Source organism: Leifsonia sp. 10L418 (genome assembly GCF_056395445.1).
Genome location: NZ_JBFTJN010000008.1, coordinates 272,595 through 295,836 on the forward strand (window position 1 = coordinate 272,595; position 23,242 = coordinate 295,836).

General features: G+C 67.1%; 20 protein-coding genes. 4 read left to right on the top strand and 16 right to left on the bottom strand.

Going from position 1 to position 23,242, the window contains the following annotated elements; all coding sequences use genetic code 11:
• Positions 1-5: 5 nt before the first annotated feature.
• The 15 genes from rpe to pyrR form a co-directional block, all read right to left on the bottom strand.
• Complete coding sequence (gene rpe / locus AC1DCF_RS16350) at positions 6-671, bottom strand: ribulose-phosphate 3-epimerase (protein WP_477211918.1); 666 nt, start codon at positions 669-671, stop codon at positions 6-8.
• A gap of 9 nt (positions 672-680) precedes the next feature.
• Entirely contained in the window at positions 681-2,147 is a 1,467-nt protein-coding gene (locus AC1DCF_RS16355) for an RsmB/NOP family class I SAM-dependent RNA methyltransferase (protein WP_477211919.1), read from the bottom strand.
• Positions 2,144-3,076: a methionyl-tRNA formyltransferase gene (gene fmt / locus AC1DCF_RS16360; RefSeq protein WP_477211920.1), complete on the bottom strand. Its 933-nt coding sequence runs from the start codon at positions 3,074-3,076 to the stop codon at positions 2,144-2,146. Before fmt ends, AC1DCF_RS16355 begins: the two co-directional genes overlap by 4 nt.
• Before the next feature lie 522 nt (positions 3,077-3,598).
• Positions 3,599-5,671, bottom strand: a complete 2,073-nt coding sequence (locus AC1DCF_RS16365; protein WP_477211921.1) for a primosomal protein N' family DNA-binding protein — start codon at positions 5,669-5,671, stop codon at positions 3,599-3,601.
• Positions 5,672-5,690: 19 nt separating this feature from the next.
• The gene (gene metK / locus AC1DCF_RS16370) at positions 5,691-6,884 is read right to left on the bottom strand and encodes a methionine adenosyltransferase (RefSeq protein ID WP_441789905.1); all 1,194 of its coding nucleotides are present in this window, start codon (positions 6,882-6,884) and stop codon (positions 5,691-5,693) included.
• A 99-nt stretch (positions 6,885-6,983) separates the two neighbouring features.
• Positions 6,984-8,234, bottom strand: a complete 1,251-nt coding sequence (gene coaBC / locus AC1DCF_RS16375) for a bifunctional phosphopantothenoylcysteine decarboxylase/phosphopantothenate--cysteine ligase CoaBC (RefSeq protein WP_477211922.1) — start codon at positions 8,232-8,234, stop codon at positions 6,984-6,986.
• A gap of 64 nt (positions 8,235-8,298) precedes the next feature.
• Positions 8,299-8,556 (bottom strand): DNA-directed RNA polymerase subunit omega, encoded by a 258-nt coding sequence (gene rpoZ / locus AC1DCF_RS16380; RefSeq protein ID WP_345062487.1) that lies wholly within the window; start codon positions 8,554-8,556, stop codon positions 8,299-8,301.
• A gap of 92 nt (positions 8,557-8,648) precedes the next feature.
• On the bottom strand, positions 8,649-9,629 hold the full coding sequence (gene gmk / locus AC1DCF_RS16385) for a guanylate kinase (RefSeq protein ID WP_477211923.1): 981 nt from the start codon (positions 9,627-9,629) through the stop codon (positions 8,649-8,651).
• Positions 9,622-10,521: an orotidine-5'-phosphate decarboxylase gene (gene pyrF / locus AC1DCF_RS16390; RefSeq protein ID WP_477211924.1), complete on the bottom strand. Its 900-nt coding sequence runs from the start codon at positions 10,519-10,521 to the stop codon at positions 9,622-9,624. Before pyrF ends, gmk begins: the two co-directional genes overlap by 8 nt.
• Entirely contained in the window at positions 10,518-13,802 is a 3,285-nt protein-coding gene (carB, locus tag AC1DCF_RS16395) for a carbamoyl-phosphate synthase large subunit (RefSeq protein WP_477211925.1), read from the bottom strand. The genes pyrF and carB overlap by 4 nt, the downstream gene beginning before the upstream one ends.
• Positions 13,802-14,989, bottom strand: coding sequence for a glutamine-hydrolyzing carbamoyl-phosphate synthase small subunit (gene carA / locus AC1DCF_RS16400; protein WP_477211926.1), 1,188 nt, complete (start codon positions 14,987-14,989; stop codon positions 13,802-13,804). Before carA ends, carB begins: the two co-directional genes overlap by 1 nt.
• A 1-nt stretch (position 14,990) precedes the next feature.
• Positions 14,991-15,596, bottom strand: coding sequence for a PH-like domain-containing protein (locus AC1DCF_RS16405; protein ID WP_477211927.1), 606 nt, complete (start codon positions 15,594-15,596; stop codon positions 14,991-14,993).
• A complete protein-coding gene (locus AC1DCF_RS16410; RefSeq protein WP_477211928.1) occupies positions 15,589-16,950 on the bottom strand; it encodes a dihydroorotase in 1,362 nt (453 codons plus the stop codon). The genes AC1DCF_RS16405 and AC1DCF_RS16410 overlap by 8 nt, the downstream gene beginning before the upstream one ends.
• The gene (locus AC1DCF_RS16415; RefSeq protein WP_477211929.1) at positions 16,951-17,901 is read right to left on the bottom strand and encodes an aspartate carbamoyltransferase catalytic subunit; all 951 of its coding nucleotides are present in this window, start codon (positions 17,899-17,901) and stop codon (positions 16,951-16,953) included.
• Positions 17,898-18,494 carry a bifunctional pyr operon transcriptional regulator/uracil phosphoribosyltransferase PyrR gene (gene pyrR / locus AC1DCF_RS16420; RefSeq protein ID WP_477211930.1) on the bottom strand — a complete coding sequence of 199 codons (597 nt, stop codon included), beginning with the start codon at positions 18,492-18,494 and terminating at the stop codon, positions 17,898-17,900. The genes AC1DCF_RS16415 and pyrR overlap by 4 nt, the downstream gene beginning before the upstream one ends.
• 97 nt (positions 18,495-18,591) lie before the next feature.
• Between pyrR and AC1DCF_RS16425 the strand changes: the two genes are divergently transcribed.
• From AC1DCF_RS16425 to AC1DCF_RS16435, 3 genes are all read left to right on the top strand, one after another.
• Positions 18,592-19,119 carry a SixA phosphatase family protein gene (locus AC1DCF_RS16425; RefSeq protein ID WP_477211931.1) on the top strand — a complete coding sequence of 176 codons (528 nt, stop codon included), beginning with the start codon at positions 18,592-18,594 and terminating at the stop codon, positions 19,117-19,119.
• 158 nt (positions 19,120-19,277) lie between these two features.
• On the top strand, positions 19,278-19,529 hold the full coding sequence (locus AC1DCF_RS16430) for a helix-turn-helix transcriptional regulator (RefSeq protein ID WP_477211932.1): 252 nt from the start codon (positions 19,278-19,280) through the stop codon (positions 19,527-19,529).
• Positions 19,529-20,725, top strand: coding sequence for a type II toxin-antitoxin system HipA family toxin (locus AC1DCF_RS16435; RefSeq protein WP_477211933.1), 1,197 nt, complete (start codon positions 19,529-19,531; stop codon positions 20,723-20,725). Before AC1DCF_RS16430 ends, AC1DCF_RS16435 begins: the two co-directional genes overlap by 1 nt.
• Positions 20,726-20,735: 10 nt before the next feature.
• On the opposite strand, the gene AC1DCF_RS16440 is transcribed toward AC1DCF_RS16435, so the two are convergent.
• Positions 20,736-22,223 (bottom strand): APC family permease, encoded by a 1,488-nt coding sequence (locus AC1DCF_RS16440; protein WP_477211934.1) that lies wholly within the window; start codon positions 22,221-22,223, stop codon positions 20,736-20,738.
• A gap of 192 nt (positions 22,224-22,415) precedes the next feature.
• On the opposite strand from AC1DCF_RS16440, the gene AC1DCF_RS16445 reads away from it, so the two are divergent.
• On the top strand, positions 22,416-23,242 hold an 827-nt coding region (locus tag AC1DCF_RS16445; RefSeq protein ID WP_477211935.1), incomplete at its 3' end, for a DUF222 domain-containing protein.

Genomic DNA, 23,242 nt, shown 5'->3' on the forward strand with positions numbered 1-23,242 from the left:
GGCTACTAGTGCGCGTGGCGGTGTTCGTTCGCCGCAGCCCGCAGCAGTGCGATCTGCTCGGCCGGTTCGCCGCGGAAGACGCTGGAGCCGGCGACGAAGGTGTCGGCGCCCGCCGCGGCGGCGATCTGGATGGTGTCGGCCGTGATTCCGCCGTCGACCTGCAACCAGATGTCGAGACCGGTCTTCTTCACCGCGTCAGAAAGCAGCTGCAGTTTCGGCATGGTCGACTGATCGAAACTCTGCCCGCCAAAGCCGGGTTCGACCGTCATCACCAGGATCTGGTCGAACTCGTGGAGGATCGGCAGGTAGTCGGTGGCGTCGGTTCCCGGCTTCAGCGCCAAGCCAGCCCGTGCCCCGATCGAGCGCAATTTGCGAGCCAACGCGACGGGATCGGCCGCCGCTTCCGCATGGAAGGTGACCGAGAAGGCGCCGACCTCCGCGTAGCCGGGTGCCCAGCGGTCGGGGTCGTCGATCATGAGGTGCACGTCGAGCGGGATCGGCGACACCTGCTGCAACCGTTCCACCATCGGCAGACCGAACGTGAGGTTGGGCACGAAATGGTTGTCCATCACGTCGACGTGCGCGAGGTCGGCCGTGCTGATGCGCCCGAGCTCCCGTTCGAAGTTCGCGAAGTCGGCGGCGAGGATGCTGGGGTTGATTCGAGTCGACATTCTGCGAGCCTACTTCGTGCGTTCGATCAGGGTGATGAACATGGCGTCGGTGCCGTGGCGGTGCGGCCAGAGCTGCACGACACCGGGGTCCCCGGCCAGATCGAGCTTCGATTCGGAGAGAGACTGCACGACGGCCGCGGTGTCGAGCTGGGTGACCGTGTCGCCCCACTTCTTCAGGGCGGTGGCCACGATCCCGCGGGTCTCGGCGATGTGCGGCGAGCAGGTGACGTAGGCGAGGATGCCGCCGGGAGCGAGGGCGGACAGCGCCGCGTCGATGAGGTTCGACTGCAGGCCCGACAGCTCGGCGACGTCCTTGGGCTGCTTGCGCCAGCGCGCTTCGGGCCGGCGGCGCAGGGCGCCGAGGCCCGTGCAGGGGGCGTCGAGCAGGATGCGGTCGAAGGTGTCGGCATGCCGGGTCGCGATGGTCGTGCCGTCGGTCTCCCACACCGGAACGTCGAGCGGAACCGGCGCGAGGGCGTTGCGCACCAGGGCCGCGCGAGCCGGGACCACCTCGTTGGCGACGAGGAAGGCTCCCCCGGCCAGCGCTTCCGCAGCGAGCAGGGCCGCCTTGCCGCCAGGGCCGGCGCAGAGGTCGAGCCAGCGTTCGTCTTTGTTCACCGGGCGGGCCCGGGTCAGGGCGAGTGCGGCGAGCTGGGAGCCCTCGTCTTGCACGCGGATGGTGCCGTCGTGCTCCTTCATCAGGTGGAACGGGTCTCCCCCACCGAGCACGAAACCGGTCGGTGAGAAGGCGTCGAGGTCGCCGAGCGACGCGCGGAGTTCCGGCGGGGTGAGGCCGGGAAGCGCGACCATGTTGACCTTGGCCGCCTCATTGTCGGCGGCGAGCAGCTCTTCGAGTTCGTCCTGGCGGCCTTCGGCGAGCAGCGCCTGGCGGAAGGCGCGCACAACCCAGACCGGGTGCGAGTAGAGCGCGGCCAGCTTGTCGTCGGCACTCGTGGCCTCGGCGACGACCTGGTCGCGCCACTCGTCGGCGCTGACTCGGGAGATCGCGCGCATCACGCCGTTGGTGAAACCGGTCGCGGAACGGGAGCCGACCTGCTTCGCCAGCGACACCGACTCGTTGACCGCGGCATGCGTGGCGATGCGGGTGGCGAGCAGCTGGTGGGCGCCGAGGCGCAGCACGTCGAGGATGGCGGGGTCGATGGCCGTGACCTCGCGGCCCGCCGCGATGGCGATCACGCGGTCGTAGTAGCCCTGCATGCGCAGGGTGCCGTAGGTGAGCTCGGTGGCGAGGGCGGCATCCGCGGTGTTCAACGCTGCACGCTGAATCTTCGTCGGCAGCAACAGGTTCGCGTAGGCGTCGTCAGCGCGCACGGCGGCGATGACTTCGTAGGCGACCCGGCGGGCGGGCTGCACGTAGTCTGCAGGTGACGGGTTGGAGCGGGGCGGGCGCGAGTTGCGCTCGGCGCGCGTGGGGCGCTGTGCGCGAGGCGGGCGCGGCGGGCGTTCGGCGCTCATGAGGCGACCACCTCGGTCGTTGCTACGCCACGCCACCAGTCGATTGCATTCATGGGGTTCTTTCCAGCCGGTTGAACGCGCAGCAGCTCGAGCGGCTCTGTCGCGGTGCCAATCAGCACTTTCTTGTCGTGTTCGCGGATGATGCCCGCGGGCAGTGTCGGGATCTCGCCGACGACCTGTGCGGAGACAGGTGCGGCTTCGAGAAGTTTGAAACGTGAGTCGCCGATGACGGTGAAGGCGCCGGGTTCCGGGGTGACGCCGCGCAGGCGGTTGAAGACCGCGTCGGCGGGGGCATTCCAGTCGATCCGGGCGTCGTCGATGACGAGTTTCGGCGCCAGGGTGACGTCGCCGGTCTGTTCGATGGCCGTCGCGGTGCCCGCTGCGAGCTCGTCGACCACACGGAGGAGCAGTTCTGCGCCGCTCAGACTGAGGGCGTCGAGCAGGCTGCCGCTCGTCGCATCCGCGGGAATGGCGGTGCTGAAACTGCCGAACACGGCACCGGCGTCGAGCTCGGCGACGAGCTGGAACACAGCGGCGCCCGTCTCGGCGTCGCCGGCGATCACCGCGCGCTGCACGGGCGAGGCGCCGCGCCAGCGTGGCAGCAGCGAGAAGTGCAAGTTGATCCAGCCGAGGCGCGGGGTCGACAGCAGTGGCTCCCGCACCAGTCCCCCGTAGGCGACGATGACGCCGAGGTCGGGCTGCAGCGCGGCGATTTCCGCGGTGGCCGTCTCGTTGAGACGGTTGGCCTTGATGACGCGGATGCCGCGCGCGGCGGCGGCGTCGGCCACGGGCGACGGGGTGAGTACGCGCTTCCGGCCGAGCGGGGCATCCTCGCGGGTGACGACAGCCGTGATCTCGTGATCGGAATCGGCCAGCGCGGTCAGGCTGGGGATGGCGACGGCGGGAGTACCGGCGAAGACGAGCCTCATGCGCTGCGCCTTGTGTCGTAGAGGGCTTTCGTGATCCGTCGGAATGTCATCACTACGTCACAGTCCTGACTGCTCATTGGCCTGATGGTTCGTGGCCAGAATGTTCTTGGGCGATTCTTCGGCGCGCATCGCGCGCCTGGTGCTCACTGCGCCGCTCGTCGGAGCGGCGCATCCCACTATTCTCCGGCACTGGGCGCCATGCCGCGAATTCAGCGTCGGCCCGCCGGTGTTGCGAGGAGTTCACAGGGTCAACGACAGATCTGACCTTCTCGGTGGTTGAGGAGCAGCCGACGAAGGAGGCCGCGTCTCGAAACCTCGCGAGCAAATCCTCACACTCGGGTCGCGTCTGGAGATCGACTCACGAGGTTTCGAGACGCTCGCTGGCGCTCGCTCCTCAACCACCGGAGCGGAGAAGTCGACCGCCGGAGCGGGGACTGAGGTACCATTTTCGCTAATGAACTACAGGCTCATATGACTCTGAAGCTCATGAGGGAAAACGGCAGTTCCGCCACCTGCGCAAAGCTAGATCAGCTCCGGATCATCGAACCGCACCTTGAGCGTCGGGGCCGGACGGAACGAGCCGCCCTTCGGCGCACGACGCTTGGTGGCGTTCTGCACGATGTGCGCCTTCAGCACCCGCGCCACCTCGTCACCACCCGCATAGGCGAACCGCACGATCGCCCGCACGAGCGGAGCCTCCGTCGTGACCGGGCCGAGCACGTCGACACCGGCGATCGTTTCGACCTCGACGAGCGCACGGGTGACGTCGTCGACAGTGCCGGTGACGGAGGCGACACGCACCGCCGGCGGGAATCGCAGCAGGCGTCGGTCATCGAGTTCCGATTGGGCGAACGCGTCGGCACGCCAGTTGTTGAGCGCCCGAGCGATCTCTCCCCCGACCCCGACCAACACGACCGATGCACCGGGTGCCGCCAGGGCCGCCGTGTTCGACCAGGACCGCAGCAGGTCTTCCCCGACGCGCAGCGACTCCCGCGCCAGCATCCGTTCGCCGTCGAGCAGCAGGATGGCGTGATAGCCGCCGGTCGGAGTGGGTTCGGCGCCCCGCGTCGCGATGACGAGGGCCGGCTCGGCGCCGAGGTGCTGCACGAGGTGGTCGCCGTCGGCGAGAATGACCCGCGAGCCGGGGAACGCGCGCCCGAGCTCTTCGGCGGTGCGCCCCGACCCAACCGACATGACCCGCAGCGTGTGACCCTCGCAATGCACGCAACGCCACTCGGCCGCCAGCGCGCCGCACCAGCGGCAGGCCGGGGTGGCATTCGCCGACGCCAGGGCGAGCGGGCCCTGACAGTGGGTGCACCTGGCCGCCTTCTTGCACGTCTGGCAGGCCAGCATCGGCGCATAGCCGGGAGTCGACACCTGCACGAGCACCGGCCCGGTCGCAATCGCCGCTTTTGCGGCCTGCCACGCGGCGGTCGGGATGCGCGCCGCCCGCGCCTGCGGGTCGGGCTCGCCCTGGTAGTCGGTCGGGATCACCCGCGGATGAATGTTCTTGGTGGGGTGCACCTCCCCGAGCCAGCCGAGCGCGACGAGACGTTGCACCTCGACGCTGCGGGCATGGCTGAGAAAGACGAGGGCGGAGCCCGACTGCTCCTGGCGCACCAAAGCGGCGTCGCGGGCATGAACGTAGGGGCTGAGCGGCTCCGCGTGCAGGGGGTCGCCGTCGTCCCAGAGCGCGATCAGGCCCAGGTCGCGTGCCGGTGCGTAGACGGCCGAGCGGTTGCCGAGGATGATCCGCGGGGCGTCGCCGAGGCAGGCCAAGAACGCCCGGTAGCGATCGGGATTGCTTTGCCGGGCGTCGACCCGGCTGACCGATTCGGCGGGAGCGAGTTGCTCGAGCGCCGCCAGCACCTGATCCTGGTCGCGAAAGTCGGGCACGACGAGAATCGCGGTGCGCCCGAGCGAGTGGGTGTGCACGGCGAGTTCGGCGAGCGTCTGCGCCCAGTGCCCGATCGTGCGGCCGTCGGCCAGGCGCACCAAGCGCGGCACCGCTGAGACAGCGCGGCGGCCCTTTTCGGCCAGCACCGTATCGAGGGCGTCCGCGGGGTAGTCGGCGAATCGTGAGTGTGCGGGCGCACCAGTCGCCGGTTGTCCAGCCACGGCCTCGGCAACCGCCGGTTCGACAGCCCCCTCGACCCCAACCTCCGTCTCACCGGTCGGCGCCGCATCCGCTTGCGGCGCGTTCGCGGCCAACCACGCCTTCTCCACACGCACCTGCCGCCCGGGAACAGCGAGCCGGATGATGTCGTTCGCGTTGCCGGCGGCCCGGTCGGCGAGGCGTCGGGCCAGGCGGTACACGGGTTCTGTCAGCACCGAAACGCTCGACACGACCGACTCGATCGGACTCAGGGTTCCGTGGAACTCGTCGGCGCCCTCGGCCGCTGCAGCGGCCGGATCGAACACCTCGACCAGATAGCCGTCGATGGTGCGGCCGGCGGACCGCCATGGCACCGTGACCCGCACCCCGGGGAGCGCCAGATCGGCGAGCTCCTCCGGAATGCGATAGTCGAAAAGGTGGTCGAGCTGCGGGAGCGGCGAGTCGATGAGCACCCGCGCGACGAGGCTGGACCCCGCCATAGCTAGAGGCCCGCCATCGTTACAGGCCGGCTGCGCTACGCAGGTCGTCGACGCGGTCGAGGCGCTCCCAGGTGAAGTCGGGGAGTTCGCGACCGAAGTGGCCGTAGGCCGCCGTCTGGGCGTAGATCGGGCGCAGCAGGTCGAGATCGCGGATGATCGCTGCCGGACGCAGGTCGAACACCTCCTGCAGAGCGCGAGTGATGTCCTTGTCGCTCATCACCCCGGTGCCGAAAGTCTCGACGTAGAAGCCGACCGGCGCGGCCTTGCCGATCGCGTAGGCGATCTGAACCTCAAGACGCTCGGCCAGCCCGGCGGCGACGGCGTTCTTCGCCACCCAGCGCATGGCGTAGGCGGCCGAACGGTCGACCTTCGACGGGTCCTTGCCGCTGAACGCACCGCCGCCGTGACGGCTGGCTCCGCCGTAGGTGTCGATGATGATTTTGCGACCGGTCAGGCCGGCGTCCCCCTGCGGGCCGCCGATTTCGAAGCGACCGGTGGGGTTGATCAAGGTGGTCAGGCCCGAGGCGTCGAGGTCGATGCGCTCAAGAACCGGGCGGATGACGAGCTCGTTGACCTCGGCGCGCAGCGTCTCGTTCGACACCGTCGGCGAGTGCTGGGTCGAGACGACAACTGTTTCGACGGTGCGCGGAATGATTCCGTCGTAGCCGATCGTGACCTGGGTCTTGCCGTCGGGGCGCAGGTAGTCGAGCTGGCCGGTCTTGCGCACGGCAGCGAGGCGCTCGGCGAGGCGGTGGGCGATCCAGATCGGAATCGGCATCAGCTCGGGGGTCTCCCGGGTGGCGTAGCCGAACATGATGCCCTGGTCGCCGGCGCCCTGCTTGTCGAAGTCGTCGGTGCTCGACTCGACCCGTGACTCGAACGCGTTGTCGACGCCCTGGGCGATGTCGGGCGACTGGCCGCCGATCGAGATGGAGACGCCGCAGGAGCGGCCGTCGAACCAGACGTCGCTGGAGTTGTAACCGATGTCGGTGATGCATTTGCGCACGATCGACGGGATCTCGACGTACGCTTCGGTGGTCACCTCGCCGGCGACATGCACGAGCCCGGTCGTGACGAGGGTCTCCACGGCGACCCGGCTCTGCGGGTCTTCGGTCAGCAGCGCGTCGAGGATGCTGTCGGAGATCTGGTCACAGATCTTGTCCGGGTGTCCCTCGGTGACTGATTCTGATGTGAAGAGGCGAAGGTCGCTCATCTGGCCCGTCTTTGTCAAAAGCTGAAAGTGAAAATAGTGGGTATGAAAACAGCGAGTCGCAGCCGGGCCACGCCGAGCCGTTCTCGCAGCGAGCTGCTGCTAGACGGCGCCCTGGGCGATGACGTCGAGGATGCGATTGGCCACCGAAAGCTTGCTTCCGGAAGCCTCATTCACTATAGCTCCGGTCGCATCGAGCACGATCACGACGTTGTCATCTGACGCAAAGCCCTCGGTCCACCCGACCCGGTTCACCACAAGGTAGTCGCAGCCTTTGCGCGCGATCTTCGCCTGGCCGAGCGCCAGCAGCGCATCGGTGTCGGGTTCGGTCTCGGCGGCGAAGCCGACCACGATCTGGCCGGGGACTTTGGCGGCGGACAGCGCCGCGAGAATGTCGGGGTTCTTGACCAGGTCGAGCGTGAGCGTGTCGCCCGCCTGCTCTTTCTTGATCTTGCCGGTCGCCACCGTCACCGGGCGGTAGTCGGCCACGGCGGCGGCCATGATCACGACATCGGCCGTCGGGGCTTGCTCCCGCATCGCCGTGTCGAGGTCGAGGGCGCTGGAGACGCGCACGACGTCGATGCCGGCGGGGACGTCCACTTCGAGATGCGCGGCGATCAACGTCACCTGTGCACCTCGGTCGGCAGCGGCCCGCGCGAGCGCGACGCCTTGCTTGCCGCTCGAACGATTGCCGAGGAAGCGCACCGGGTCAAGCGGTTCGCGGGTTCCGCCGGCACTGATGACGTAGCGTCGACCGGTCAGGTCGCCGGATGCGAAGCCGTCAAGCGACAGGACCGGCGCGGTGAGTCCGGATGCCGCAGCGAGGGTAGCCAACGCCACTTCGACAATCGTCTCCGGCTCTTCCATGCGGCCGGGGCCGACATCCGTGCCGGTCAGCGCACCGACGCCCGGGCCAACGATCGTGACGCCGCGGGAACGGAGGGTGGCCACGTTGGCGACGGTGGCCGCGTTGTTCCACATCTCGGTGTGCATCGCCGGTGCGATCACGAGCGGCGCGGTGCTGGCGAGGATCGTGTTGCCGAGCAGATCATCGGCGAGGCCGGCGGCGAGCTTGGCGATCGAGTTGGCGGTGGCCGGAGCGATCACGATCAGGTCGGCGGATTGCCCGATCGCCACATGGCGCACCTCGGAAACGCCGTCGTACAGCCCGGTGTAGACCGGGTTGCGCGAGATCGCCTCGAGGGTGGGCGTGCCGACGAAACGCAACGCCGCCTCGGTGGCGACGACGTGCACGTCGAATCCGCGCAACACAAAGGCGCGCACAACATTGACAGCCTTATACGCAGCGATGCCGCCGGTGATACCGACGACAATCCTGGGAGCTGACGACATTATGCGCGCCTCGGTGTAGTGGATGAGCTCAGTGAAATTGAATCAGTGAAGCTCACGAGAGAAGTTACTCGACGATGGGCTTCGAGGTGAGCTTGTCCTCGTTGATTTCGCGCAGCGCGACGGACAACGGCTTGTCGTCGACCGTCGAGTCGACGAGCGGGCCGACGTTGTCGAACAGGCTGCCTTCGTGAAGGTCTGCGTAGTAGTCGTTGATCTGACGAGCACGCTTGGAGGCGAAGATCACCAGGGCGTACTTCGAGTCAACCTTGGAGAGCAGGTCGTCGATGGGCGGGTCAATGATGCCAGCGGGCTTGGTGGCCATTGGTGTCTCACTCCTTCAGAGCAGGTCGCGCAGATGCGCAATTTCAAGTGGATCAGGCGTCGAAAGCGACGCGGATACGAATGCCAATGCGCTTATGGGCGCGCGGAATCCGTAGGAATCTGCATCAAGTCTACGACCTCGCGCGCCGCGTCGGCCACGGTGTGGTTCACGACACGGTAATCGAACTCGTCCTGAGCAGCCAATTCAAGCCGTGCAGTGTCGAGACGACGGGTCTGTTCCGCGGAATCCTCGGTGCCGCGACCGATCAGTCGACGCACAAGTTCTTCCCAGCTGGGAGGAAGCAGAAAGACGAGTTTCGCCTCCGGCATGGCCGCTCGAACCGACCGGGCGCCCTGCAAATCGATCTCCAGCAGCACACTGTTGCCGTCGGCGATGGCCTGTTCGACCGGCCCCCGCGGAGTGCCGTAGCGGTAGGCGTTGTGAACCGTCGCCCATTCGAGCAGTTCGCCGGCCTCGACCATCCGGTCGAATTCTTCGTCATCGACGAAGAAGTAACTCACGCCTTCGACCTCGCCGGGGCGCGGCTTGCGGGTGGTGGCCGAGACCGAGAGCAGCACGTTCGGATAGTTTTCCCGGATGTACCCGGCCACTGTTCCCTTGCCGACCGCGGTCGGGCCGGCCAGAACGAGAAGTCCCGATTCGGCGGCGGCAGAGTCGGCGGACGTCGACGCTGCAGTACTCGACGCAGCAGCGCTCGGCGCTGTGGTCGAACGCCGCGAAGCCTCGAGGCCGCTGAGGAAGTCGTGAAGCCGCACGCGCTGGTGCGTGCCCAGGCCGCCGAGCCGCTTCGACGGCGAGATGCCCTGCTGCTCCATGATGCGTTGCATCTTGGTGACCCCGATGGCTGGGATGCTGGTGAGCAGCTCGGTCACCCGCAGGCGACCTTCGACTCCGTTGGGTTCGGCGGTTGCCGCGGCCAGAACGTCGAGTGGGGTGCGTTCACGGGCGGCCACCGAGGCCTTCACCGCGGCGCGCGCACGACGTGCGGCGACGGCGGCCCGTGAGGCGGCGACCCGGTCGACGTCGGGTGGGGTGGAATGCTTCTCAGCCACGGGCAGATCCTGCTTCCGCTACTCGTTGCGTGATCGTCTCGGTGAGCCGGTCGGGTCCGGCGGAGAGGATGCTGCGCGATTCACTCAGGATAACGCCTGGTGCATAACCCCCGAAGAGGGCGTTCAATTCAGAAAGTTGCGCGCCCTGATGCCCGAACCCGGGTGCGAGCACCGGGGTCAGTGCACGCGTCGGCGCGGCGTCAACGTCGATGCCGAAACTGGCCAGATCGACCGTGGCGCCGAGCACAACGCCCAGCGACCCGATCGCACCGGAATCGCTCTCGGCGTTGCGCTCGGCCACGTCATCGAGAACGGCACGAGCAACACTCGTGCCGGCGTGCGCGCCCTCCCCCACGATGGCGCGCTGAAGTACTGCGCCCTCGGGGTTGGAGGTGGCGGCCAACAGGAACAATCCCTTGCCGAATCGCCGGGCCACGGTGATCGCGGTGTCGAGCGAGCCGACACCCATGTAGCTGCTCATGGTGAGCGCGTCGACTTCGAGCGACGAGCCGGGACTCAGCCAGGCGTTGGCGTAGGCTTCGACGCTCGTGCCGAGGTCGCCGCGCTTGGCGTCACCGATCACGAGCAATCCGGCGGCCCTGGCATCGGCCAACACCCGTTCGAGGGCGATGAATCCCGCCGAACCGAAGCGCTCGAAGAACGCCACCTGTGGTTTGACGATGCCGGCCTGCCCGGCCGCAGCGGCGACAACCGTGCGGCCGAACGACTCGGCACCGTCGGCGGTGTCGGGCAGATTCCAGTCGGAAAGCAACCAGGAGTGCGGGTCAATGCCGACGCAAAGCTGGCCGTGGTCGGCAAACGTCTGAGACAGACGATCGCCGAACGACAAGACGTCGGACTGCACCGGGACGCTCAGTGTTCCGTCGGTCACAGGGCAGCCTCGCGCGTGATCGCATATTCCTGCAGCGACGTGACTTCGAAGCCTTCACGGATGGCGTCGATCGAGGCCACAGCGGCAGCGAGTTCGGCGATCGTCGTGAACAGCGGCAGGTCACCGGCGACGGCGGCCGCACGGATCTCGTAGCCGTCGGCACGTGCGGTGCGACCACCGGGCGTGTTGATGACCACGTCGACCTCTTCGCGACGGATCAGGTCGACGATCGACAGTTCGCCGTCGAGCGGCTCGCTGAACTTGCGAACGACCTGCGCGTCGATTCCGTTGCGCTTCAGCACAAGAGCGGTTCCCTCGGTGGCCATGATCTCGTAGCCGAGCTGCTTCAAACGCAGCACGGGCAGGATGATGGCGCGCTTGTCGCGGTCGGAGACCGAGACGAACACGGTGCCGGTCAGCGGCATTCCGCCGTAGGCGGCCATCTGGCTCTTGGCGAATGCACGCGGGAAGTCGCGGTCGATGCCCATGACCTCACCGGTGGAGCGCATCTCCGGGCCGAGCACGGAGTCGACGACGTCGCCGGCCGGGGTGCGGAAGCGCTTGAACGGCAGCACGGCTTCCTTCACGGCAACCGGGGCGTCGAGCGGCACACGGGAGCCGTCGATCAACGGCAGCATGCCGTCGGCCTTCATCTCGGCGATGGTGCGGCCGACCATGATCAGCGAGGCGGCCTTGGCCAGGGTGATGCCGAGCGCCTTGGCGACGAACGGCACGGTGCGGGAAGCACGCGGGTTGGCTTCGAGCACGTAGAGCACGCCGGCGCCGATCGCGAACTGCACGTTCAGCAGGCCGCGCACGCCGATGCCCTGGGCGATGGCCAAGGTGGCGTCGCGCACCCGGTCGATCTCGGCGCGGCCGAGGGTGACGGGGGGCAGGGTGCAACTGGAGTCACCGGAGTGGATGCCGGCCTCCTCGATGTGCTCCATCACGCCGCCGATGTACAGCTCGTGACCGTCGTAGATGGCGTCGACATCGATTTCGATGGCGTCGTCGAGGAAGCGGTCGACCAGCAGCGGGTGCGACGGGCCGATGATGCCCTGACCGGCCATCCGGGTGAAGTAGTCGGCCAGCGAGGGGCTGTCGTAGATGATCTCCATGCCGCGTCCGCCGAGCACGTAGCTGGGGCGCACGAGAACCGGGTAGCCGATCTCCTCGGCCACGACGACGGCACCGGTGTAGTCGGTGGCCGTGCCGTTGCGCGGAGCCAGCAGGCCGGCTTCGTCAAGGATGCGCGAGAACTCTCCGCGCTCCTCAGCCAGGTCGATCGCTTCGGGGGTGGTGCCGAGGATCGGGATGCCTTCAGCCTTCAGGCCCTTGGCCAGGCCGAGTGCGGTCTGGCCGCCGAGCTGCACGACGACACCGACGAGCTCGCCGCTCTGGCTTTCGGCGTGGATGATCTCGAGCACGTCTTCGAGCGTCAGCGGCTCGAAGTAAAGGCGATCACTGGTGTCGTAGTCGGTCGAGACCGTCTCCGGGTTGCAGTTGATCATGATGGTCTCGTAGCCGGCATCCGACAGCGCGAACGAGGCGTGCACGCAGGAGTAGTCGAACTCGACGCCCTGACCGATGCGGTTCGGGCCGGAACCGAGGATGACGACCTTCTTGCGGTCGCTCGGCGTGACCTCGGTCTCCTGGTCGTAGCTCGAGTAGTGGTACGGCGTCGCAGCGGGGAACTCGCCGGCACAGGTGTCGACGGTCTTGAAGACCGGGCGCACGCCGAGGATGTGACGCACCTTGCGGACATCCGCTTCACCGAAACCGCGCAGCTCGCCGATCTGGGCGTCGGAGAAACCGTGGTCCTTGGCGAGGCGCAGGATGTCGGTGTCGAGGGTCTCTGAGGCGGCGACGGCGTCGGCCACCTCGTTGATCAGCACGATCTGGTCGAGGAACCACGGGTCGATCTTCGTGGCTTCGAACAGCTGCTCAATTGTGGCGCCCTTCCGGAACGCCTGCTGCACGGTGACGATGCGGCCGTCGGTGGGGATCTCGGCGGCGACGAGCAGCTCGTCGAGGGTGCGGTCTTCGGTTCCCCAGTGGAACGAGGAGCCGCGCTTCTCGAGCGAACGCAGGGCCTTCTGCAGGGCGGAGGCGTAGTTGCGGCCGATGGCCATGGCCTCGCCGACCGATTTCATGGTGGTGGTCAGGCGGGCGTCGGCGGCCGGGAACTTCTCGAACGCGAAACGGGGAACCTTGACAACCACGTAATCGAGCGTGGGCTCGAAGCTGGCCGGGGTGACCTTGGTGATGTCGTTGGGGATCTCGTCGAGACGGTAGCCGAGGGCAAGCTTGGCGGCGATCTTGGCGATCGGGAAACCGGTGGCCTTGCTGGCCAGAGCCGAGGAGCGCGAGACGCGCGGGTTCATCTCGATCACAATGATGCGGCCGTTGGACGGGTCGATCGCGAACTGGATGTTGCAGCCACCGGTGTCGACACCGACCGCACGGATGATGTCGATCGAGATGTCGCGCAGCTTCTGGTACTCGCGGTCGGTCAGGGTCAGCGCGGGGGCAACGGTGATCGAGTCGCCGGTGTGCACGCCGACCGGGTCGACGTTCTCGATCGAGCAGACGACGACGGTGTTGTCCGCCGTGTCGCGCATCATTTCGAGTTCGTACTCTTTCCAGCCGAGGATCGACTCTTCGAGCAGCACCTCACTGGTCGGGCTCTGGTGCAGGCCGTCGCCGACGATGCGGCGCAGTTCTGCTTCGTTGTAGGCGAAGCCGGACCCGAGGCCGCCCATCGTGAAGGAGGGTCGAACGACCATCGGGTAGCCGAGGTCGGCGGCGAAACCGACGGCCTCTTCGACCGTGTGAGCGATGTGCGAGCGGGCGACATCGGCGCCGGCTGCGAGCACGAGCTCCTTGAAGATCTGACGGTCTTCACCCTTTTGGATGGCCTCGAACTTCGCGCCGATCAATTCGACGTTGTACTTCTCGAGGATGCCGAGCTCGTGCAGCTGCATGGCCGCGTTCAGCGCGGTCTGGCCGCCGAGGGTCGGCAGGATTGCGTCGGGACGTTCCTTGGCGATGATCGTCTCGAGGATCTCCGCGGTGATCGGCTCGATGTAGGTGGCGTCGGCGAAATCGGGGTCGGTCATGATCGTGGCCGGGTTGGAGTTGACCAGGATGACGCGCACCCCCTCTTCGCGGAGCACGCGGCACGCCTGGGTGCCTGAGTAGTCGAACTCGCAGGCCTGACCGATGACGATCGGGCCGGAGCCGATGACAAGGACGCTGTTGATATCGTCGCGCTTGGGCATTACTGGGCGTCTCCTGCTCCGGTGGTTGCCGTCTGGGCAAGCACCATCTCCCTGAATCGATCAAAAAGGTAGTTGGCGTCGTGCGGGCCGGCCGCAGACTCGGGGTGGTACTGCACGCTGAACGCGGGAATGTCGAGGCAACGGATGCCTTCGACCACGTTGTCGTTGAGGCTGTAGTGGCTCACTTCGACGTTGCCGAAGCCCGTACGGGACTCGTGCACGCCCTCGATCGGCATGTCGACGGCGAAACCGTGGTTCTGCGAGGTGATCTCGACGCGACCGGTCGACTTGTCGAGCACCGGCTGGTTGATTCCGCGGTGACCGAACGGCAGCTTGTAGGTGCGGAAGCCGAGTGCGCGGCCGAGCAGCTGGTTGCCGAAGCAGATGCCGAAGTACGGCAGGCCGGCGCGGAGGCATTCCTGCAGCAGGGCGACGTGGGCGTCGGAGGCGGCGGGGTCGCCGGGACCGTTCGAGAAGAACAGCGCGTCGGGCTTCAGCGACAAGACGTCTTCGGCGGTCACCGTCTGCGGCAGCACGAGAACCTCGAAGCCGCGCTCGGCGAGGAAGTTGAGGGTCGAGGTCTTCACGCCGAGGTCGAGCACGGCGACGGAGCCGATGCGCTCGCCCTGCGCGGGAAGCGAGAACGGGTCGACCGTCGAGACCTCGTCGGAAAGGTTGCGGCCCGCCATGTTCGCCGCGTTCTGCACACGCTCAAGCTGCTCGGCCTCGGACAGGTCGAAGTCCGCTCCGGAGAAGATGCCAGAACGCATGGAACCCGCCGAGCGGATGTGACGCGTGATCGCGCGGGTGTCGATGCCGCTGATGCCGACGACTCCCCCGGTCTCGAGGTCGGAGTCAAGGCTCCGCTGCGACCGGAAGTTGGACACGACGCGGGAGGGCTCGCGTACGACGAAGCCCGACACCCAGATGCGGCGCGATTCCATGTCGTCATCGTTGGCGCCGGTGTTGCCGATGTGCGGCGCGGTCATCAGCACGATCTGGCCGGCGTAGGACGGATCGGTCAGCGTCTCCTGGTAGCCGGTCATACCGGTCGCGAAGACGAGCTCGCCCAGGGTCTGGCCACGTGCGCCGTATGCCTTTCCGACGAATCGCTTGCCGTCTTCCAGCACGAGCACGGCCGGAGCAGCTCGGTCGGTAATGGTTCGGTTGCTGGCTGAGTAGCTCACGCTACGCCTCACTTTCGGTGGAGAGATCCGGGCCGGTGGCCTCGGGAGCGATGGTTCGAAGGGCTGCAACGATCCGAACCCGGTCAGCCGGGTCGGTGATGCGGAAGTAACTGTCGACGCTGGTGGTCACGGTGGTTGACGGTGCAGTGGTCGACGGTGCAGTGGTCGAAGGTACCGCCGAAGAGGGAGCCGTGGCGGACGCTTCTGGAGCGTTCAGCTTCCAGCCGATCAGCAGGAGCCCGCCGGTTTCGACGGCGCGGTCGATGGCCCAGGTGGCCTCGGTCACACGCTCAAGCGCGGAGACCGGGATGAACACCGGGGCTTCCCCGTTCGGAGCGACGATCACGCCGGCATCCGTCACGGTCAGTGTGGCGCGAGCGCGGAATGCCAGGCCTCGAATGGCCAGGCGCTCCAGCGGAGCATCACGGGGGGTTGTCGCAACGTACAGCGCGGTGGAGGTCTCAAGTTCTGTGCTGGCGGCGGGAGCTTCGTAGCCACCGAAGAGTCCGGCGTCGCGACGCGAGCGTCGGCGCCAGCTGCGCAGCATGAGCAGGAGAACCAGAAGCAGAACAACAACGACGATGACGGTGGGCAGAACCTTATCCACGGCTGAGCTCCCCTGCGTTGACGGTGCCGGCGAGGGCTGCGATCTCGGCGGCCTCGCGCAGCGCGCCATCCAGCACCGTGGCATAGCCCCGGTGGAAGGTGGCCTGCACGCGGCCCGGAAGGGTCATGGCGAGGTAGGGCGAGTTGATGCCCTTGCCGGCGAGGTCGCCGGTGCCGAAGACGCGGCTGGCGGCCGGGTCGTAGAGGGTCAGTTCGGCGGGTGCGCCCACTTCGAGCGGCTGCCCCTGCGTGGAGAGGCCGCCGATGCGGGCCGGCGTGGCCGAGAGCACCCGGGCGACGTCAGACCAGCCGAGCAGCCCGGTGGCCACGACGGAGGCGTGCACGACCGACAGAGCCGATTCGAGACCGACCATGCCGTTCGCGGCGGCATCCCATTCGCAGTCCTTCGACTCGACGGGGTGCGGCGCGTGATCGGTGGCGACGATATCGATGGTGCCGTCGGCCAGGGCGGCGCGCAGGGCCAGGGTGTCTTCGCGGCGACGCAGCGGCGGGTTGACCTTGTACCGGGCGTCGTAGCCCGTGATCAGTTCTTCGGTGAGCAGCAGGTGGTGCGGGCTGACTTCGGCGGTGACCTGGATGCCGCGGGCCTTGGCCCAGCGGATCACGTCGACCGAACCGGCGGTAGAGACGTGGCAGACATGCAGCCGGGAGCCGACGTGCTCGGCGAGCAACACATCGCGGGCGATGATCGACTCTTCTGCGACGGCCGGCCAGCCGGTGAGGCCGAGCTCGGCCGAGACGACGCCCTCGTTCATCTGGGCGCCTTCGGTGAGGCGCGGTTCCTGGGCGTGCTGGGCGATGACGCCGCCGAACGCCTTGACATACTCGAGCGCGCGGCGCATGAGCAGCGGGTCTGAGACGCAGAAGCCGTCGTCGGAGAAGACGCGCACGGTGGCGCGGCTGGCGGCCATGGCGCCGATCTCGGCGAGTTTCTGGCCGGCGAGACCGACGGTCACGGCGCCGATGGGCTGCACGGTGACGTAGCCGGCCCGCTCGCCGAGGGCGAGAACTTGCTCGACCACACCGGCGGTGTCTTGCGCCGGGGAGGTGTTGGCCATCGCGAAGACGCTCGTGAAGCCGCCGACCGCTGCGGCCTGGCTACCGGTGAGCACGGTTTCGCTCTGCTCGTAGCCGGGCTCGCGCAGGTGGGTGTGCAGGTCGACGAGGCCGGGCAGGGCGACGAGGCCGTCGGCGTCGATGACCGTTGCGCCGGCAGCGGAGAGGCCGGTGCCCATCTCGAGGATGCGCGTGTCCCCGAGCACGAGGTCAGACCGCGTGCCGTCGGGCAGGGTCGCTCCACGAATGAGGTAGCGTTCGTTTTGCTCATGTGACATCTATGAATCCTCCCGATCGCCGGAGAGCAGCAGATACAGTGCCGCCATCCGAACCGACACACCATTGGTTACCTGCTCAAGCACACTCGACTGGGCGGAATCCGCCGCTTTCGACGAGATTTCCAAGCCGCGATTCATCGGACCGGGGTGCATGACAATGCTATCCGCACGCAGCCTTCCGAAACGCGCGTCGTCGAGACCCCAGTTGCGGGAATACTCCCGGCTGCTGGGGAAAAACGCGGCGTGCATCCGTTCAGCCTGAATGCGCAACATCATGATCACGTCTGGCCCGGCGTCGACGGCGGCGTCGAGGTCGAATCCAACGGTGGCGGGCCACGACGAGTGGTCGGCCGGCACCAGGGTGGGCGGGGCGACGAACGTGACGTCGGCGCCGAGGGTGGTGAGCAGCCAGAGGTTCGAGCGGGCGACCCGGGAGTGCAGGATGTCGCCGACGATGGTGACGCTCACCCCGTCGAGGTCCTTGCCGCGGGAGGCCGCGCCGTGCAGGCGGCGGCGGATGGTGAACGCGTCGAGAAAGGCCTGGGTCGGGTGCTCGTGGGTGCCGTCGCCGGCGTTAATGATGCCGGCGTCGATCCAGCCGCTCGCGGCGAGCACCTGCGGTGCGCCGGAGGCGTGGTGGCGGATGACGACGCCGTCGGCGCCCATCGCGGCCAGCGTCTGCGCGGTGTCCTTCAGGCTTTCGCCCTTCGAGACGCTCGAGCCCTTGGCGCTGAAGTTGATCACATCGGCCGAGAGGCGCTTGGCGGCCGCCTCGAACGAGATGCGGGTGCGGGTGGAGTCTTCGAAGAAGAGGTTGACGACGGTCTTGCCGCGCAGGGTCGGAAGCTTCTTGACTTCGCGGTTGGCGACATCCGCCATGTCTTCAGCGATGTCGAGCAGGCCGATCGCTTCGGCACGCTCGATGCCCTTGGTGGAGAGCAGGTGCCTCATGCGTCGTCACGCCCGTTCGTCGTGGCCGAGCTGGACTCGACAGGTGTTGATTCAGTGCGTGTGGTTTCGATGCTCACGAACTCGTCGCCGTCGACCTCTGCGAGGTGAACGTTGATCCGCTCATCGGTGGAGCTCGGCAGGTTCTTGCCGACGAAGTCTGCGCGGATCGGCAGTTCGCGGTGACCGCGGTCGACAAGCACGGCGAGGCGCACGGCGCGCGGGCGACCGTGATCGCCGAGAGCGTCGAGGGCGGCCCGGATGGTGCGACCGGAGAAGAGCACGTCGTCGACCAGAACCACGGTCTTGCCGTCAATGCTGCCGGGAACCGAGGTGGGCGCCGGGGTACGCGTCAGCGAGTGCGCGAGGTCGTCACGGTACATCGTGACGTCGAGTGAGCCGACCTGAATGTCGGTCGCGCTCGGTTCGATCCGGGCGATGGTGTCGGCGATCCGCTGGGCGAGAAGAACGCCGCGGGTCGGGATGCCGAGAATCACGAGATTGTCTGGGCCACGATTGGACTCCAGGATCTCGTGGGAGATCCGAGTCAACGCTCGGGCAATATCAGCCTGCTGCAGCACGGTACGCGCCATCAACCGACTCCCTTCCCCGTCTCACAGGACGGCTCTTAAAGGTTGTCAACCTGTTCAGCATAACAGGGGCGGGAGGTGCGTCCGGCCGTAGGCTGGCGGCATGAGCGAGCAATCCCCGAAGCGACTGGTCATCATGCGGCATGCGAAGTCAGACTGGCCGCCCGGCGTTCCCGACTTCGATCGCCCGCTGCTCCCCCGCGGCCACGCCGAAGCCGCCCTGGCCGGCGAGTGGCTGCGCGACCACGACCTCGTGCCCGACGTCATCCTCTGCTCGTCGGCGACGCGAACCCAGCAGACTTGCGCGGGGGTGCTCTCGGAACTCGGAGATGACGCTCCCGCCCCCGAGTTGCACGATGCGCTCTATGCGGCAGCACCGCTCAGCATGCTCGCCGTCATCAATCACCAGCCGGAGACTGCGCGTTGCGTGCTGGTGATTGCCCATATGCCCGGCGTGCAGGAACTCGTCGACCACCTGGCCTCCCCCGACTCCGACGACGATGCGGAGATGGACGCGACCTCGCGCTATCCGACGAGTGCGTTCACCGTGCTCGAACCTGAGACACCCTGGGCCGAACTCGACGGCCGGGATGCCCGGATCACGCACTTCGTCGTGCCGCGCGCGCACTGAGAGACCGAAGAGAACCAGCAGAATCGGCAGAACCGGCAGAACCGGCAGAACCGGCAGAACCGGCAGAATGCTGCCGAATCACAACGGGGCTTCGCCGTGCGGGATGAGATCGTCACTTTTCGGAAATATATTGCCGAAATTGAATTTATAGGTGATCCTTGAACCAAGGGACTGCCAGAACCGGCAGTTTCTTACCGATTTGGGAGGGTCACATCAACGATATTGAGGCGATCGCCGCACGCATCCGCAGCGCCCGCAAGTCCGCCGGGCTCACGCAGGAGGATTTGGCCCACCTTGCCGAGACGTCAGAACGCACAATTCGAGCGATTGAGACGGCCACCGGAAACCCCTCTCTACGCGCGGTGACTGCTGCGGCTCGCGTGCTCGGCCTCCGGGTGGAGGCGCACTGATGGCCGGTGACCTTCAACAGCTCAAATTCCTTCGCGACGCCGACGTCTACAAGAGTGGGACTCTCGCCGGGCGACTGCGACGGACAGATTCCGGCGGAGTCGAGTTCTCCTATAGTGCCGGCTACCTCGCGAGCGGACTTCCACCGGTTGCGGCGTCGCTCCCGCTCTCTACCGACATCGTCGAGGCCCCGTCCGGCGCCCTGCCGCCATTCTTCGCCGGCCTACTCCCTGAAGGACACCGCCTCTCAGTTCTGAAGAATGCGGCGAAAACCAGCTACTCCGACGAGCTGACGCTCATCCTCGCGGTGGGGGCAGATGCTCCCGGTGACGTGCAAGTCGTGCCGGCCGGCGAAAACCCGCTCGAGCCGGATTCGCTGGCTGACCCGTCGCATCCTGCCAATCTGGACTTCGCCGCGCTCGCAGACGCCGTCGACCTGCACAGCCTCCCTGGTGTGCAGAACAAGGCAAGCGCCTCCATGTTGACGACACCGCTCGCACTCGCCGGCAAACGCTACCTTCTCAAGCTCGACCCACCGGAGCATCCGCACCTGGTCGCCAACGAGGCCGCCCATCTGGCCGGAGCGGCCCGGCTGAAGATCCCGGTCGCCCGAGCCACGATCATCACCGACCGAAACAACCTGCCGGGTCTGCTCGTCGAGAGATTCGATCGCACGCGAGGCGCTGACGGGATCTGGGGTCGGCTCCCCCTCGAAGACGGAACCCAGGTGATGGGACTGCCGCCGGCAGCCAAGTACGGCGTCACTGCGGAAGAGGTCACCTTCGCCCTCTCGCGCCTCTGTGCTGCACCGGTTGTCGCCCGCCGCAATGCGTACCTGCAATTCGCATTCGCCTGGTTGACCGGCAACGGCGACCTGCACGCCAAGAACCTGTCGATCCTCGGCAATCACAGCGGCGCATTCGCGATGGCCCCGGTCTATGACGTTCCGTGCACCCTCCTTTACGGTGACAACACCCTCGCGCTTTCTCTCTCCGGAAAGACCCGGAATCTGAAAGCGAAGCACTGGGAGGAGTTTGCAGACAGCCTGGGGCTGCCGCAAAAAGCTGCGCAGGCGGCCAAGCAGATCGCGTTGAAGGCGGCCACAGCCATCCGTCTCGAGGATCTCCCGTTCGCCGGTTCGCCGCTCAACGGAACGATGCGGGAGCTACGTGCGCGCCGCTCGGAGTTCACGGCCTGACGCCGGGAACCTAGCTCGGGCCGCCCGTGTCGATGTTCTCGGGCGCCTTCGCATCAAGCTCAGACGGCAGCTCGAGCGGGCGGCGCCGGAAGTAGGCGGCTCCCTTGCGCCAGTAGATGATCATGGGCACGATCCCGAGAGCGAGTGCGCCGAGCCCGATGACGATCACAATCGTGTCGAGCGAGGGAATCGAGACGAAGAAGATCCACACCATGAACAGGGCACCGAGCGCCGGCCAGAGTCCGATGAAGATGAAGTTCTTCACCGAGGTGAAGATCACCTTGCGATAGGCGACAACCACGGCAATCCCGGCCAGGGCGTAGTAGAACGCGATCTGCAGCCCGATCGAGCTGATGGCGTTACTGAGAATCTCGCCGACGCTGCCCAAGAAGTTCGAACCGATGAACAGCACGACCGAAACACCGGTCACCACCAGAGTCGCGAACGCCGGGGTGCGCCACCGGCGATGCGAGTGACCGAACGCGGCGGGAATGGTGTTGTCCCGACCCATCGCGAACAACGTGCGGGTGACCTGGATCAACGTTGTCTCCAGCGTGGCGATGGTCGAGAGCATGACGGCTACGATCAGGATCTTGCCGCCGATGCCCGGCCAGATCGCGTCGCCGAGCACCGCCAGCACGTTGCCGCTGTTCTCCTCGATCGTCGCCGCCGGCAAAATCACCAGCGTCGCGACCGTGAAGATCTCGAACAGGAGAAACACGATGATCACCCCGACGAGTCCGCCGATGCCTGACGCCTTCTTGCCGTTCTTCGTCTCTTCGTTGAGGTTCGCCGCGACATCCCAACCCCAGTAATAGAACGCGGCGACCAAGGCGGCGGCGACGAAAGTGCCGACCCCGTTGAAGTGACTGAAGCCGAACCAGTCCCAGGAGAAGGCCGGACCCGCCGCGGATCCGGACATTGCGTGCACAATGGCGACGATCGCAAAGACCACCAGGATGGTGACCTCGATCGACGTCATGACCCACTGTGCTCGCGCCGTAATGCGCACGCCGACGAGAACGCAGGCCGCCATGACCAGGAACCAGACGGCGCCGATAGCGGTGACCAGCGGCACGTTGTCCGTGTTCTCCGGGCTGAACAGCGCGACGGTCATCACTCCGGCGGGCAACGCGCCGGCGACCATGAAGATGGTGGCCGAGACGACGAGGGCCCAGCCCGAGAGAAATCCGAGAATCGGATGCAACGCCCGGCCGACCCAGGAATACGCCGCGCCGGCGTTGACATCGGCTCGGCCGAGATAGGCGAATGCCCAGGCGATCCCGAGCATCGGCAGTGCGCACCAGAGCAGCGCCGCCGGGCTCGCCAAGCCGGCCACGGCAACCAGGGTCGCCGTCGTCGCGGCGATCGAATAGGCCGGGGCGCTGCCGGCAACGGCCATCACGATCGACCCGGCGGCGCTCACCCCATCCGCCTGAAGCTGGTGCTCGTGTTCCTGCCGAGATTCGTTGGGTTGGGTGACATCGGTGTCGGCCACAATCGCCTCCTTGCGACGTGCCAGTGCGCGTTCACCGGGAACGCTAGCACCACGGGTCGGCCGCATCAACGGCCCCCGTGCCCGACACCGTGAGCAAGTGGTCAGAATCGAAAGAGCCCGGCATGAGCCCCATTTGTCAACCCCCGTCCTGTTTTCGGCCGCGCTGTCGGTGGTGCCCGGTTGGCTGGGGTTATGGATCAGCTGGAGCTGTTGCACGACGAGGTCGAAGACTTCGGGGTGTTCACCGACCGTGACCCGCTGGAGTGTCGCTTCGGGATGTCTCCGGCCGAGTTCCCGGGGTTCGTCGACGCGCTGCTGCCCGACGACCCGGGCGAGGGCGTGCGGCGGGAGTCCGGGTACACGGCCCGGTTGAATGAATATCTCGACGTGGTCGCGGCCGAGGAGAAGCAGCTGGCGGTGCATTCCGCCCGCCGCGCCCGCGCCGTCGACGAGGCCCGGAGGTGGTCGCTGGTCTCCGACGAGTTCGTGCTGCGCAACCCGGTGATGTCCGACTCGGAACGAGCCGAGTGGGCGCACCGGGTCTTCGTCAGCGAGATCGGCGCGCTGCTGCGGGTGCCACAGCCGAGCGCATCCCGGCTGATCGACGACAGTCAGACCCTCCTGCACGAGCTGCCCGGCACCCGGGCCGCGTTGGAGGCCGGGACGATCAGCTACCGGCATGCGCAAGTGATCCTCGACCAGGCCGGCACCCTGCCGGCCGAGGTGCGGGCCGCGTTCGAGGAGGCGGTGTTGCCGCACGCACTCCGCCTTCCGGTCGGTCAGTTGCGCCGGAAAGCGGTCGCGTTGCGGGAACGCCTGCACCCCGACTCCATCCGCGCCCGGAAACGGGCGGTCACCGCGGAGCGGCGGCTGGCGTTCGAGGCCGCGCCCGACGGGATGGCCTGGTTGAACCTGTTCGGGCCGGCCGCCGACGTGCTGGCCGCGTTCACCCGGGTCGACGAGATCGCCCGGCGCCGGCAGCACCCGACCGACCCGCGCACGCTGGCCCAGCTGCGCGC